Raw genomic sequence first — 13,563 nt, forward strand, 5'->3', positions numbered from 1 at the left:
CTGCGAATTAATGAGCAAACAGCTGCAAGTGTTCGACCACGGGACCGAGCGCCAGCGCCGGCACGTAATTGAGCACGCCGACCAGCACCACCACGCCGATCAACAGGCCGATGAACATCGGACCGTGGGTGGGCATGGTGCCGGCATTGGCGCCCAGGCGCTGCTTGCCGGCCAGCGAACCGGCCACCGCCAGGATCGGCACGATCACGGCAAAGCGGCCGAACCAGATCGCCACGGCCAGCAGCGCGTTGTAGAACGGCGTGTTGGCGGACAGGCCGGCAAACGCGCTGCCGTTGTTGTTGGCGGCCGAACTCAAGGCGTACAGGATCTCGGAGAAGCCGTGCGCCCCGGGGTTGAGGATGCCGGCGCGGCCGGCGTCGGTCATCACCGCCAGCGCGGTCCCGGCCAGCACCAGGGTCGGCGTGACCAGGATGGCGATCGAGGTCATCTTCATTTCATACGCCTGGATCTTCTTGCCCAGGTATTCGGGCGTGCGGCCGATCATCAGGCCGGCGATGAACACGGCCAGGATGGCGAAGATCAGCATGCCGTACAGGCCCGAACCGACGCCGCCGAAGATCACTTCGCCGAACTGCATCAGCACCATCGGGATCATGCCGCCCAGCGGCGTGAACGAATCGTGCATGGCGTTGACGGCGCCGCACGAGGCAGCCGTGGTCACGGCCGCGAACAGGCTCGAGGCGCTGATGCCGAAGCGGGTTTCCTTGCCTTCCATGTTGCCGCCCGATTGCAGCGCGCTCATGGACTGGTCCACGTGCAGCGCCTGCAGCGCGGGATGGGCCTGCTGTTCGGCGCCCATCACGACCACCGTGGCAGCGACGAACAAAATGGTCATGGCGCCCAGGATGGCCCAGCCCTGGCGGCGGTCGCCGACCATGCGGCCGAAGGCGATGCACAGGCCGGCCGGGATCAGGAAGATCGCGAGCATCTGCACGAAGTTGGTCAGCGCGGTCGGGTTTTCATACGGGTGGGCCGAGTTGGCGTTGAAGAAGCCGCCACCATTGGTGCCCAGCATCTTGATCGCTTCCTGCGACGCCACCGGGCCCATGGCCAAGGTTTGCGTTGTGGTGGTCAGGGTCTCGGTGACCGGTTCGCCCTTGGCGTTCTTGATCGGCTGGTTGTCGGCATCGACCTTGGGCTGGGTGTAGGTGACCGGCTCGATCAGCTGCACTTCCTGGAAGGCGGAGAAGTTCTGGATCACGCCTTGGCCGGCCAGGAAGACGGCCATGATCACCGACAGTGGCAGCAGCACGTACAGGGTCGAGCGGGTGACGTCGGCCCAGAAGTTGCCGATCGATCTGGTCGAGCGCGACGCAAAGCCGCGGATCAGCGCATAGCACACGGCCATGCCGGTGGCGGCCGAGAAGAAGTTCTGGCCGGTCAGCGCCAGCATCTGGGTCAGGTAGCTCATGGTCTGCTCGCCGCTGTAGCCCTGCCAGTTGGTATTGCCGACAAAGCTGACGGCGGTATTGAATGCCGAATCGGGGCTGACGTTGGCCAGGCCCTGGGGATTGAGCGGCAGGAAGGCTTGCAGGCGTTGCAGGCCGTAGACGGCCAGCGTGCCGAGCGCATTGAAGGTCAGCAGCGCGACGGCGTAGGCTTTCCAGCCCTGGCCTTCAGCCTGGCCATCCTGGCCGGCGATGCCGGCGGCGCGGTACAGCAGGCGCTCGACGCCGGCGAGCCAGCCCAGGCCCGGTACGCGCGATCCATCGCCCACGCGCGCCAGCACCACGCCCAGCGGCCAGGCCAGCGCCAGCAGCACAGCCAGGAACACCACCAGCAGCAGGATCGATTCGGTGGTCATCACAGTTCCTCCGCTTTCAGCAGCGCCAGTACCAGGTACACCAGCAGCCCGGCGGAGGCAATGCCGCCGATCAGGTAGAAGATGCTCATGGCTGGCCTCCCAGCTTGTCGCAGCCGGCTGCCATCGCCCAGATCGCGGCAGTGAACGCCACGATCGCACCAATATAAATAAAATCCATCACACCCCCGGAGGTCTTGTTTTGATGGAGGAAGGTTAGCGGCAGGCGCCTAAAAACTTTGTAAAGACTTGGCGGCACGGTGTAAACAAACTGTAAACAAGCCGTAAAAAACGCGCGTAGCGATGCCTTGCTTGGCGTTGTTTACACCGCCTTTACGGTTGGCCGGCGACTCTTTAGAACATTTTTACGGGGACAGGCATAGGCTGGACCTGTCTTCCACCACCTGTAAAGATCATGAATACTTCGTTTCGCGGCATCTGGGTGCCGCTGGTCACACCGATGGACCACGGCGAGATCGACCTGGTGCGCCTGCAGCAGCTGGCCGCGCGCCTGATCGCGGACGGCGCCCACGGCCTCGTGGTCTGCGGCACCACCGGCGAGGCGCCGCAATTGAGCCTGGCCGAGCAATCGGTCGCGCTGTCGGCCGTGCTGGAAACGGCGCAGCGCCGCTGCCCGGTATTGATGGGGGTGGGCGGCAGCGACACCTGTGCCGCTGCCGCCAAGGTCAGGGAATTCGACGACACCGGCATCGCCGGCTACCTGGTGGCCACGCCGTGCTACGTGCGGCCGTCGCAGGAAGGCCTGCTGCGCCACTTCGAGGCGATTGCCGGCGCCACCGACCGCCCCATCGTGCTGTACAACGTACCGTCGCGTACCGGCATCGACCTGGAGCTGGCTACCGCCAACGCGCTGGCGCGCCACCCGCAGTTCGCCGCCATCAAGGAGGCGGGCGGCAGGCTGCAACGCATGGAAGACCTGGCGCGGCACACGCCGCTGGCCATGTTGTGCGGCGACGATGCGCTGCTGTTCGCAGCGCTGTGCGGCGGCGGCCATGGCGCCATTTCCGCCTCGGCCCATATCCGCGTGGACCTGTACGTGCAGGTGTACGACCTGGTCCACGCCGGCCGCCTGGCCGAGGCCATGACCCTGTTCGACCACCTGCTGCCCATGATCCGCCTGCTGTTCTCGGAGCCGAATCCGGCGCCGTTGAAGGCGGCGCTGTCGATGCAGGGGCTGCTGCGCGACGAGCTGCGCCTGCCGCTGACGGCGGCCAGCAGCGCCTGCCGCACCCGGCTGGCCGCAGCGCTGGCGGCGCTCGATGCGGTGCCGCGCTATGTGCCAGTGCCAGTGCCAGTGCCGTCGCCCGCATCGCCACAGGTTGCGGAGCACGCTGGCCGCGACGAGGTGGCAGCATGATCGTCGCCCTGACCGGACACCAGGCAAATGACGGCAACCACGCCGTCGCCGACCTGGCCGAAGAACTGGCGCTGCTGCGCGTGGCAGCCGGCAACCGGGTGCTGCTGGTCTGCCCCGAACCGTGCGCCTACGATGCCCGGCTCTACGACGACCTGGTGATCGACGCCTCGCGCGACGGGGCGCGCGACGCCGCCTCGCTGGCCGGCGCCGCCGTCATCGTGGCGCTGCTGCGCCGCGCCGACCTCGAACACGACGACCACGCCGCGCTGCTGGCGCGCCTGCGCGCGGCCAGCGCCGCCAATCCCGGCGCCCGCCTGCTGGTCACCGTGGCCCACGGCAGCGAGCCGCTCACGCCGCACCAGACCGGGTGCCTGCTGGTGTTCGTCGCCCAGCTGCCCGGCGCACGCCTGGCCGATACGCTGGTGCTCGACCATGACACCTACCACTCGCACCACAGCACCTTCGAAGCGGACGCCTACAAGACCGCCAACGTGCTGTGCGCACCGGAGGTGCGCCACCTGTACCGCCAGGTATTTGGCACGCGGTAGCGGCAACCGCGATCGACACCCAGGATCATCAAAAAGAAGGAGCCGGCGGGGGTCATCCCGGCCGGCCCGCAAGGTGTAGCGCTAAAAAAAGATCAGAAGGTCTTGCTGAGCATGAGCTGCAAGGCAGTCTTGCCGGTGAACTTGCCGTTGACGGGCGAGGCATAGGCGGTCTTGTCGGCGTTGGTGCCGATCACGGCCAGGGCGCCGGTCAGCACGCCGAAGTCCCTGGTGACGCCGATTTTCCAGTCGGTGTAATTGGACGCGTCGTTGTTCTTGACCTTCTGGTGGCCGGCGTGCAGGTTGACGGTGAAGCCTTCGCCGGCGTCGATGTTGGCGCCCACGTCGAGGTAACCGCTGTTCTTGCTGTCGACGAAGCCAAACAGGTTGGTCACCGCGTGCGAATACTTGACGTAGGCGGGACCGACACCGAGCTGGCCATACACCTCGGTGGTGTCGGCGTTGACGAAGCCGGGGACGTCTTTCAGGCCGTTCGACGGGTAGACATAGGTCAGCACGCCCACGTCATACGAGACGACGTCGCTGATCTGGCCGCGCTGGCCGGCGTAGATGTCGAGTTCCACGTGGCCGTCGCCGCCGGCGTCCCTGGTCCACTTGATCGACGACGCCCAGGCCCCCACGTACAGGCCGGTGGGGTTGTTGACGTAGTCGGCGCCGCCCTGCAAGGCCGGCTGCAGGCGCGTTTGCGAAATGCCGCGGTAGCGGTAATCGGACACGATGGCAGCGTTGAAGCTGACTTCGTTGTCGGGCTTGGCCGCCGGCGCCGCCGCAGCCACTGGTGCAGCCTCGCTGCCCTGCGCCGGGACTTCCTGGGCCTGGGCCGTGCCGGCGGCAAATGCGGCGCTCAGCGCGGCGGCGATGATCAGTTTGTTCATATTGCTCTTTCTGCTATGGATATCTATTAACGATGGGTGGCCTGATTGGCATGCTGGATGCGTCCGAACTCGGCGCCGGGCAGCGCCTGCATGACCGCGTCCATCACCGGGGTGACCATGGCCGCGCCCACGCACAGCCACACTTTCATGCGGGTGCCGTGTTCGCAGATTTCGATCCGGATGAATTCGAGCGAATCGCCGCAGATGCGCGTGACCATGCGGCGCAAATGGGTGATCGCTGCCGTGTCAACCTTGAGCGTCATCACGCAAGGGAAGTGATTCATAACGACTCCGATGAAGGTTGTGCGATGGAGTCAGCTTATCGGGCGGCCCGTAAAAACGGTCTAAAAAGGCCGGGCACTGTTGTAAACATCGTGTATAAATTGCCGCCGATTGCCCCGGTTGAGGATAGAATACGCAAACGCGCGCATTTGACTGTACATATACACAGTAAAATGGGCCCAGCACACAACCCAGCATCGACATTATCAGCTTGATCACGTATGGCCACTAAAAAACCAGTTTCCGACTACAGCGAATCCTCCATCCGGGTCCTCAAGGGCCTGGAACCCGTCAAGCAGCGCCCGGGCATGTACACCCGCACCGAAAACCCGCTGCACATCATCCAGGAAGTGATCGACAACGCCTCGGACGAAGCCCTGGGCGGCCATTGCAGGAACATCGTCGTCACTCAGAATGCCGACGGCAGCATCACGGTGGAAGACGACGGTCGCGGCATCCCGGTCGGCCTGCATCCCGAGGAAGGCGTGCCGACGGTGGAAATCGTGTTTACCCGCCTGCACGCGGGCGGCAAGTTCGACAAGGGTTCGGGCGGCGCGTACGCGTTCTCGGGCGGCTTGCACGGCGTCGGTGTGTCGGTCACCAACGCGCTGTCCAAGCGCCTCGAGATCACGGTCTGGCGCAAGGAGCCCAATGGCACCGGCCTGCACCACCTGGTGTTCGAGCATGGCGACGTGGTCGAGCCGCTCAACTCCGTGGCGGCCCCGCGCGACGGCAAAAAGTCCGGCACCCGCGTGACCGCCTGGCCCGATCCGAAATACTTCGACTCGCCCGCCATTTCGCAAACCGAGCTGCAACGGCTGCTGCGCTCGAAGGCCGTGCTGCTGCCCGGCGTGTCGGTCACGCTGAACAACGCCAAGACCGGCGAGTCGCAGACCTGGCAGTACAACGACGGCCTGCGCGGCTACCTGACCGAAGCGCTGGCGCAATCGACCGATGGCGAAACCCTGATCCCGCTGTTCGAGGGCGCGCAGTTTGCCGGCCCCGACGCCGAAGGCTTTGCCGAAGGCGAAGGCGCGGCCTGGGTGGTGGCGTGGACCGAGCAAGGCGCGATCGTGCGCGAATCGTACGTGAACCTGATCCCCACGCCCAACGGCGGCACCCACGAATCGGGCCTGCGCGACGGCCTGTATGGCGCCGTCAAGAACTTCGTCGAGATGCACTCGCTGCTGCCCAAGGGCGTCAAGCTGCTGCCCGAAGACGTGTTCGCGCGCGCCTCGTTCGTGCTGTCGGCCAAGGTGCTCGATCCGCAGTTCCAGGGCCAGATCAAGGAGCGCCTGAACTCGCGCGACGCGGTGCGCCTGGTCTCCACGTACGCCAAGCCGGCGCTCGAACTGTGGCTCAACCACCATGTCGACTACGGCAAGAAGCTGGCCGAGCTGGTGATCAAGCAGGCGCAATCGCGTCTGCGCTCGCTGCAAAAAGTGGAGAAGAAAAAATCGTCGGGCGTGGCGGTCCTGCCGGGGAAGCTGACCGACTGCGAATCGACCGATGTCACCCGCACCGAACTGTTCCTGGTCGAGGGCGACTCGGCCGGCGGTTCGGCCAAGATGGGCCGCGACAAGGAATTCCAGGCCATCCTGCCGCTGCGCGGCAAGGTACTGAACTCGTGGGAAACCGACCGTGACCGCCTGTTTGCCAACAACGAGATCCACGACATCTCGGTGGCGATCGGCGTCGATCCGCACAACGCCACCGACACGCCCGACCTGTCCGGTCTGCGCTACGGCAAAATCTGCATCCTGTCCGATGCGGACGTCGACGGCTCGCACATCCAGGTGCTGCTGCTCACGCTGTTCTTCAGGCACTTCCCCGGCCTGATCGCCAACGGCAATATCTGCATCGCCCGCCCGCCGCTGTACCGCGTCGATGCACCGGCGCGCGGCAAGAAGCCGATCCAGAAGCTGTACGCGCTCGACGACGGCGAGCTGGTGGCCATCGAGGACAAGCTGCGCAAGGACGGCCTCAAGGAAGGCGCGTGGTCGATCTCGCGCTTCAAGGGTCTGGGCGAGATGAATGCCGAACAGCTGTGGGAAACCACGATGAATCCGGACACGCGCCGCCTGCTGCCGGTGTCGCTGGGCGAATACGAACACGGCGCCTCGGCCGCCCGCTTCAACATGCTGATGGGTAAAGGCGAAGCGGCCGCCCGCCGCGCCTGGATCGAAGAACACGGCAACGAAGCCGAAGCCGACATCTGATATCTGATACGAACACTGAATCTCCGCACATGACTCAAGCAAACCTCTTTGACGAAGCGCTGCCGGACCCGGACGGCGCCCTGCCGCCCGGCGGTCCTACCGACGGCGGCGAAACCCTTACCCTGTCCACCTTTGCCGAACGCGCCTATCTCGATTACGCCATCTCGGTGGTCAAGGGCCGCGCCCTGCCCGACGTGTGCGACGGCCAGAAGCCGGTACAGCGCCGCATCCTGTATGCGATGAACGAAATGGGCCTGAATGCCACCGCCAAGCCGCGCAAGTCGGCCACCGTGGTGGGTGACGTGCTCGGTAAGCTCCACCCGCACGGCGACCAGTCGGTGTACGACGCCATGGTGCGCATGGCGCAGGACTTTTCGCTGCGCTACCCGCTGATCGACGGCCAGGGCAACTTCGGCTCGCGCGACGGCGACGGCGCGGCAGCGATGCGCTACACCGAAGCGCGCCTGACGCCGATCGCCAGGGTGCTGATGGACGAGATCAATCTCGGCACCGTGGACTTCCAGGCCAACTACGACGGCTCGACCGAGGAACCGAGCCTGCTGCCGGCGCGCCTGCCGATGGTGCTGCTCAATGGCGCCTCCGGCATTGCGGTCGGCCTGGCCACCGAGATCCCGTCGCACAACCTGACCGAAGTGGCGCAGGCGGCGGTGGCCATGATCCGCAATCCGAAGATCGCGCACGCCGAGCTGATGGCACTGATTCCGGGCCCGGACTTCCCCGGCGGCGGCCAGCTCATCACCCCGGCCGCGCAGATCAGCGATATGTATGCCTCGGGCCGTGGCAGCATGAAGGTGCGCGCGCGCTGGAAGATCGAAGAACTGGCGCGCGGCCAGTGGCAGGCCGTGGTCACCGAACTGCCGCCCGGCACCTCGTCGCAGAAGGTGCTCGAGGAAATCGAGGAGCTGACCAATCCCAAGGTCAAGCTGGGCAAAAAGGCGCTGTCGCCGGAACAGCTGGCGCTCAAGTCGCTGATCCTCAATTCGCTCGACACCATCCGCGACGAGTCGGGCCGCGCCGCGCCGGTGCGCCTGGTGTTCGAGCCGAAATCGAAGAACCAGGACCAGACCGAATTCATGCTGATGCTGCTGGCGCACACGTCGCTCGAATCGTCGGCCTCGATCAACCTGGTGATGATCGGCGGCGATGGCCGTCCGCGCCAGAAAGGGCTGACCGAGATTTTGCAGGAGTGGATCGCGTTCCGCTTCGCCACCGTCACCCGCCGCACGCAGTTCAAGCTGGGCAAGGTCGATGCGCGCATCCATATCCTGGAAGGCCGCGAGACCATCCTGCTCAATATCGATGAAGTGATCCACATCATCCGCAACTCGGACGAACCGAAAGCGGCGCTGATGGAACGCTTCCGCCTGTCCGAAGTCCAGGCCGAAGACATCCTGGAAATCCGCCTGCGCCAGCTGGCGCGCCTGGAAGCGATCAAGATCCAGCAGGAGCTGGCCGAACTGCGCAAGGAAAAGGGCACGCTGCAGGACCTGCTCGACAACCCGTCGTCGATGAAGCGCGCCATCATCAAGGAAATCGAGGGCGACGCCAAGACCTATGGCGACGCCCGCCGCACCGTGATCGAGGAAGCGCAAAAGGCCGTGCTCGAGCAGAAGGTGGTGGATGAACCGGTCACCGTGATCATCTCGGAAAAAGGCTGGATCCGCGCCCGCACCGGCATCGGCCACGACGCCACCCAGTTTACGTTCAAGGCCGGCGACACGCTGTACGGCGCCTTCGAGTGCCGCACGGTGGACCACCTGCTGGCCTTTGGCAGCAACGGCAAGATCTATTCGGTGCCGGTGGCCGCGCTGCCGAACGCGCGCGGCGACGGCGTGCCGGTCACCACGCTGATCGACTTGGCGCCCGGTGCGCGCATCCTGCACTACTTTGCCGGCAGCGGCGCCACCCAGCTGATGCTGACCACCAGCGCCGGTTTCGGCTTCCTGGCCAAGGCGGGCGACATGGTCAGCCGCATCCGCGGCGGTAAATCGTTCATCACGCTCGACGACGGCGATGTGCCGCTGCCGCCGACGGTGGTGGCGCCCGATGCCAGTGCGGTCGCGGCCCTGTCGGCGAACGCGCGCGTGCTGGTGTTCGGTCTCGACGAAATGAAGGTGCTGACCAACGGCGGCCGCGGCGTGATCCTGATGGAGCTCGATGACAAGGAAACGCTGGTGGCGGCCAAACCGATCAGCCAGAAAGGCGTGATCGTCAGCGGCATCGGCCGCGGCGCCAAGCCCCAGGACGTCAGGCTGTCGGCGTCCGCGCTGGCCGAGCACTTCGGCAGGCGCGCGCGCAAGGGCAAGGCGCTGGCGACCAAGATCAAGCCGGGCGGACTGACGCCGATCGTGTAAGGCGCGGGACCCCGTTCAAGCCGTCATCCCCTCACCGGGGCCGACGGCTTTTTTTCGGCCAGCGTTCAGCGGCCGGACGCTGCCAGCAGCCAGTCGCGGCCCCGGTCATCGAGGGCTGCCGCGATGACGTCCTGGGGCAAGCTGTACACGGTGGCCCAGGTCGCGCGGCCATCGGGGCCGTTCGACGGAAAACTGGCCGTCTCGATCGGCCAGTGGTACTTGCGCTTGAGCGCGCGCACGATGGCGGCCAGGGTGACGCGGCCGCGCAGCGGCTCGGCGCCGGTCTGGTCGGCGTTCGACAGCAGTACCGCCAGCACGGCGCCGCGCGCGGTGCGCGGACCGGGAAAGACGGGAGCGTGCTGGCGTGGGGTGCGGGTCATGGCGTCATGCGGTCACGGTGAAGGCTACGATAAAAAAAACGGGCACACCCTGTCAGGTGCGCCCGTTCGTTCAGTTGCGCAGCAGCTTAGTGCTTGGCAGCGGCTTCTTTCACGTCGGCAGCAGCTTTGGCGCGTACTGCGTCGGTCTTGTTGGCGGCCAGCGCTTTGTCTTCGGTCGCGTCAACGGTTTTCTTGATCGCTTTGGCGTCGGCTTTTACCGATTTCTTTTCAGCTTTTTCGACTGCCTTGGCGACATCTTTCTGGCCTTCGGCAGCGACCTTGGCTTTGTCTTCCGGATCGGCTTTGGCCACTTTTTCGTTGGCCTTGGCAGCTTCGGTGTTTACCTTGGCTTGCTGTTCAGCGTGCACCTGGTCGGCTTTGGCAGCAGCCTTGTTGGCTTTCTTGTCTGCCTTGGCATCGACCTTGGCTTCTTTTTGCTGGGCTTTGGCGATGTCCTTGTTGGCATCGTTTTGGGCGCGGGTTACTTCCGGGGTTTGCGCGAAAGCAGCGGTAGCGAACAGGCCGGCGATCAGGGTAGCGACGATTTTGCTCATGATAGTTCCTCTCAAATTATGTTTGGATACGTTCTTATTCAGACGGACAAGACCATTAAAAGCTTTGTCTGCTAAACGCTCTCCGCTTTTTGGTAGAAGCGCTAGGTCACGTAATCAGAATATCCAAAACGGCAATATGTCACTGTTCGGTACCGTACGAAACGGCCGATTTGGTTGCAGGGCGGGAATAAAGGTCGATGATGGTGGCCACCGCGTCGGCGCAGACGGCGCAGAATTTGTCGCTGCGATCGAACATCAGGCACTGCATCTCGGGGCGGTAATAGCCGGTCGCCTCGTAGTTGGCGCCCTCGAAGGCGCCCACCGTGTGCAGGTGCGGATCGCGCGAGAACAGCGCTGCCGTCTGCTCCAGATCGCGGCGGAACAGCGCGCTCATCTCGGACTCGGGGCGGTTGGCCGCCCGCAGCGCGGCGCGCTCCTTCTGGTAGGCGCGCGACGCGGTTTCATACGCCTGCTTCGGCCACGGGGTCGGCAGCGGCGTGCCGTCCTTGACGAATTTTTTCCATTTCAGCCTGGCGGGATCGCGCAGCGCGGTGGCGTTCGGCTCCCATGGCTCGCGGCGCACGCCGCCGGTCGCGTAGGCCACGGGCGAGGTGTAGTACTCGTCGGCCAGGCCGGCGAAATGGTGGCCGAATTCGTGCACGAACAGGTAATTGGCCCAGTCGTTGTTCGCTGCCGCCGTGCTGAACTGGCCGAAGATGCCGCCACCGCCGTAGGTGTCGTTGTTGACCAGGATTTCGATGAACTCGTAGGGCGCGTTCTGCGCCAGTTCGCGCAGCGCGCGGTTGTCGGTGGTCAGCACATAGCGCTCGCTGCCGAAGATGTCGTACCGCGTGCCCAGCGGCGAGGCATGGTGCACGCCGGTCGATGGCCGCGAGACGCCCGATTCGGCGGTCGGCAGCGCCAGCGCCCAGACGTTGAAGTCGCTGGCGCGCTCCTTGAACGGCGAAACCGTAAACAGGTGGTCGGCCAGCCTGCGCGCAGTCGCTTCGAATTGCGTCATCTCGCCCGCCGTGTAGCCGTCGCCGAGGATCAGCAGATCGACCTTGTCCTTCGGTGCGCCGTTGACGCGGATGGCGATCGGCTTGACGGGCGCACCGGCCTGCTTGCGCACCACGTCCATGGCGTCGGTATCGACCCGGGTGCTCCACACCACCGAGAACGCGCCGCGCTCGTCGCGCTTGAGGATGCGCACGCGCACCGGCTTGTCCGGTTTCGGGAAGCGCACCGATTCCTGGAAGCCGCGGTTGCCGTGTGCAGCTTCCTCGGTGCTGGCCCATTCGGCAAACACGGTCGAGAAGCCGCGCGAATACAGCAGTTTGCCGCTCTCGGCATCGACCACTTCCACCAGGTTGTTGCCGCGGTTGGTGTCGTCGATGGTGCGACTCAAGTCGCCCGGCCATGGCAGCGGCTCGATCACCACGCGGTCGACCGCGTACTGTTCGGACAGGGCGTTGCCGCTGTGGAGGTAGTCGAGGCGGACGGTGGCAGGTTGCGGCGCTGCCGTGGTGGCAGCGCTTGCCGTGGCGCAGGTGGCGGCCAGCAGCAGCGCGCCGATCAGGGTGTTACAGGACATGCAGGCCTCGCGGTGGTCGAAACGACCATTCTAGTGCCTGCGCGGGCTGCTGGACAGGCCCCGAGGTTCCTTGCGCCTCAGCGGTAGCGGTACAGCGGCTGCTGCAGCTGGATCGGCCGGATATCCATGCGCAGTTTCAGTACCGAATAGGCTTCCACCTCGGTCGAGCTGTAACCGACGCTGTTGACGGTTTTACTGAAGCGGAATTCGAAACCCATGTCCGGGTAGGAGTCGCGCGGATTGCCGAAGGCGATGCCGATCGCATCCTGCTGGGCGTTGTCGATCAGGTTGACCATCAGGTCCAGCACCGCGTTATTACCGAGGATATCGTTGGTATAGACCACGCCGCGCGTATCGGGCTGGTTGGGGTCGAGCTTGTTGTCGGCCTTGTCGGGCGACGGCGTGAATTCGCGCGTGACCAGGTTGAACTTGTCGCCCCGGTCCAGGTAGCTGATGGTGGCGTTGCTGATATTAAAACCCTTGATGGCGCGGTCGGTGATGGCTGCCGACAGGTCCAGCAGCAGCGCGCCGCTGTAGCCGATGATTTCCACGTCGCGCTTGGCGTTGACCACCATGGCCGTGTTCTCGTCGATGCCGAGGCCGATCTGGTAGCCCTTCTTGAGCATCACGGGAATCATGCGCGCGAAGCGGCCGCGCACCAGCAGGTGCTGGTCGATGAACACGTCCTCGCCGACGAAGCCCAGGCCCGGTGCGATCTCGTTGCCGTCGGTGACGCCCTGCTTGAGCATGTCGAGCGTGGACTTGGCGTCGTAAAACATGGTGGTGCTCATGATGGCCGCGCCGGCCGAAGAACCGGCCACCACGCCGCCTTCGCGGTACACGTCCCACACCGCCTCGAGCGCGGCCGTGCGGCTGCCGTCCTGGCGCACCAGCGCCTTGGTGATGCGGGCCTGGTCGCCGCCGGTGAAATAGATGCCGGTGGCCGAATGGATCAGGGCCACCACTTCCGGATCTTCGGCCGCCTTGCGGTAGTCGCTATTGGGCAGCGTGACGCCGAGCGGAATGAAAAATGCCTGGGCGCCGTACTGATTGAGCTTGTTGACCGTGTTCTGGGCGGCGTTTTCAGGATTGATCGAGGCCGAGCCGAACACGCCGATCCGCGCGCCTTTGCCACCAGCCAACATCACGATGCGCTGCCAGACTTCCGCATTGTCGGCCCGCAAGCCACCACCGATGATCACCAGGTTGCCCGCCGGCGGCGCCAGCACCGGCTTGGGCGGCGGGACCGCCTTGGCTGGCTTGACCGCCTTGCCGGTGGATTGGGCCTTGGCTGCCGCGCCTTGCGCCGCGTGTACGCCGAAGCTGGCAAACACCAGCAGCCAGAGCACGAACAGGCGCTGGCAGGTAAAACCTGAAAAATTCATGTTGCCCTTCCGAAGTGAAACCGGCGCCGGGGCTCGCACGCGGCGCCGTGGTATTGCAGATGATACCAATCAAATACTTAAGTACGCTTCAAAAGAGCGCCGCGACAAGCTGTTGCGCGGTCTGCAACGTTTA

General features: G+C 64.9%; 12 protein-coding genes. 4 read left to right on the plus strand and 8 right to left on the minus strand.

All coding sequences use genetic code 11. The features are described from left to right. Window positions 1–7: 7 nt before the first annotated feature. Together kdpA and ASF61_RS01590 are read right to left on the minus strand one after the other, a co-directional pair. Entirely contained in the window at window positions 8–1,825 is a 1,818-nt protein-coding gene (gene kdpA, locus ASF61_RS01585; RefSeq protein ID WP_056150463.1) for a potassium-transporting ATPase subunit KdpA, read from the minus strand. Beyond that, the gene (locus ASF61_RS01590) at window positions 1,825–1,914 is read right to left on the minus strand and encodes a potassium-transporting ATPase subunit F (RefSeq protein ID WP_019923168.1); all 90 of its coding nucleotides are present in this window, start codon (window positions 1,912–1,914) and stop codon (window positions 1,825–1,827) included. The genes kdpA and ASF61_RS01590 overlap by 1 nt, the downstream gene beginning before the upstream one ends. Window positions 1,915–2,237: 323 nt before the next feature. Between ASF61_RS01590 and dapA the strand changes: the two genes are divergently transcribed. Then, window positions 2,238–3,200, plus strand: a complete 963-nt coding sequence (dapA, locus tag ASF61_RS01595; RefSeq protein WP_082491152.1) for a 4-hydroxy-tetrahydrodipicolinate synthase — start codon at window positions 2,238–2,240, stop codon at window positions 3,198–3,200. Next, window positions 3,197–3,748 carry a hypothetical protein gene (locus ASF61_RS01600; protein ID WP_056150465.1) on the plus strand — a complete coding sequence of 184 codons (552 nt, stop codon included), beginning with the start codon at window positions 3,197–3,199 and terminating at the stop codon, window positions 3,746–3,748. The genes dapA and ASF61_RS01600 overlap by 4 nt, the downstream gene beginning before the upstream one ends. A gap of 92 nt (window positions 3,749–3,840) precedes the next feature. On the opposite strand, the gene ASF61_RS01605 is transcribed toward ASF61_RS01600, so the two are convergent. Together ASF61_RS01605 and ASF61_RS01610 are read right to left on the minus strand one after the other, a co-directional pair. After that, the gene (locus ASF61_RS01605; RefSeq protein WP_056150467.1) at window positions 3,841–4,641 is read right to left on the minus strand and encodes a TorF family putative porin; all 801 of its coding nucleotides are present in this window, start codon (window positions 4,639–4,641) and stop codon (window positions 3,841–3,843) included. Window positions 4,642–4,667: 26 nt separating this feature from the next. Next, window positions 4,668–4,925 (minus strand): hypothetical protein, encoded by a 258-nt coding sequence (locus ASF61_RS01610; protein ID WP_229205666.1) that lies wholly within the window; start codon window positions 4,923–4,925, stop codon window positions 4,668–4,670. A 219-nt stretch (window positions 4,926–5,144) separates the two neighbouring features. Here ASF61_RS01610 and ASF61_RS01615 point away from each other — a divergent pair, with 219 nt between their 5' ends. Then, window positions 5,145–7,142 (plus strand): DNA topoisomerase IV subunit B, encoded by a 1,998-nt coding sequence (locus ASF61_RS01615; RefSeq protein WP_056150471.1) that lies wholly within the window; start codon window positions 5,145–5,147, stop codon window positions 7,140–7,142. Window positions 7,143–7,171: 29 nt separating this feature from the next. Then, the gene (gene parC, locus ASF61_RS01620; protein WP_056150474.1) at window positions 7,172–9,517 is read left to right on the plus strand and encodes a DNA topoisomerase IV subunit A; all 2,346 of its coding nucleotides are present in this window, start codon (window positions 7,172–7,174) and stop codon (window positions 9,515–9,517) included. A gap of 65 nt (window positions 9,518–9,582) precedes the next feature. Here the strand turns inward: parC and ASF61_RS01625 are convergent, their stop codons facing one another. From ASF61_RS01625 to ASF61_RS01640, 4 genes are all read right to left on the minus strand, one after another. Continuing rightward, window positions 9,583–9,897, minus strand: a complete 315-nt coding sequence (locus ASF61_RS01625) for a hypothetical protein (RefSeq protein ID WP_056150476.1) — start codon at window positions 9,895–9,897, stop codon at window positions 9,583–9,585. An 86-nt stretch (window positions 9,898–9,983) separates the two neighbouring features. Then, window positions 9,984–10,451, minus strand: coding sequence for a hypothetical protein (locus ASF61_RS01630; RefSeq protein ID WP_056150479.1), 468 nt, complete (start codon window positions 10,449–10,451; stop codon window positions 9,984–9,986). 139 nt (window positions 10,452–10,590) lie between these two features. Next, on the minus strand, window positions 10,591–12,045 hold the full coding sequence (locus ASF61_RS01635) for an IgA Peptidase M64 (RefSeq protein WP_056150480.1): 1,455 nt from the start codon (window positions 12,043–12,045) through the stop codon (window positions 10,591–10,593). A 77-nt stretch (window positions 12,046–12,122) separates the two neighbouring features. Then, entirely contained in the window at window positions 12,123–13,430 is a 1,308-nt protein-coding gene (locus tag ASF61_RS01640) for a cyanophycinase (RefSeq protein WP_056150481.1), read from the minus strand. Window positions 13,431–13,563: the final 133 nt, after the last annotated feature.

This window comes from Duganella sp. Leaf126, assembly GCF_001423125.1.
Taxonomy (GTDB): Bacteria; Pseudomonadota; Gammaproteobacteria; order Burkholderiales; family Burkholderiaceae_D; genus Rugamonas.

What these genes read in the sequence shown, in the direction of transcription:
- parC (WP_056150474.1), top strand. Translation starts at nt 7,172, where the DNA reads ATGACTCAAGCAAACCTCTTTGACGAAGCGCTGCCGGACCCGGACGGC.
- ASF61_RS01615 (WP_056150471.1), top strand. Translation starts at nt 5,145, where the DNA reads ATGGCCACTAAAAAACCAGTTTCCGACTACAGCGAATCCTCCATCCGG.
- ASF61_RS01605 (WP_056150467.1), bottom strand. Translation starts at nt 4,641, where the DNA reads ATGAACAAACTGATCATCGCCGCCGCGCTGAGCGCCGCATTTGCCGCC.
- dapA (WP_082491152.1), top strand. Translation starts at nt 2,238, where the DNA reads ATGAATACTTCGTTTCGCGGCATCTGGGTGCCGCTGGTCACACCGATG.
- ASF61_RS01635 (WP_056150480.1), bottom strand. Translation starts at nt 12,045, where the DNA reads ATGTCCTGTAACACCCTGATCGGCGCGCTGCTGCTGGCCGCCACCTGC.
- ASF61_RS01630 (WP_056150479.1), bottom strand. Translation starts at nt 10,451, where the DNA reads ATGAGCAAAATCGTCGCTACCCTGATCGCCGGCCTGTTCGCTACCGCT.
- ASF61_RS01610 (WP_229205666.1), bottom strand. Translation starts at nt 4,925, where the DNA reads ATGAATCACTTCCCTTGCGTGATGACGCTCAAGGTTGACACGGCAGCG.
- ASF61_RS01625 (WP_056150476.1), bottom strand. Translation starts at nt 9,897, where the DNA reads ATGACCCGCACCCCACGCCAGCACGCTCCCGTCTTTCCCGGTCCGCGC.
- ASF61_RS01600 (WP_056150465.1), top strand. Translation starts at nt 3,197, where the DNA reads ATGATCGTCGCCCTGACCGGACACCAGGCAAATGACGGCAACCACGCC.
- kdpA (WP_056150463.1), bottom strand. Translation starts at nt 1,825, where the DNA reads ATGACCACCGAATCGATCCTGCTGCTGGTGGTGTTCCTGGCTGTGCTG.
- ASF61_RS01640 (WP_056150481.1), bottom strand. Translation starts at nt 13,430, where the DNA reads ATGAATTTTTCAGGTTTTACCTGCCAGCGCCTGTTCGTGCTCTGGCTG.
- ASF61_RS01590 (WP_019923168.1), bottom strand. Translation starts at nt 1,914, where the DNA reads ATGAGCATCTTCTACCTGATCGGCGGCATTGCCTCCGCCGGGCTGCTG.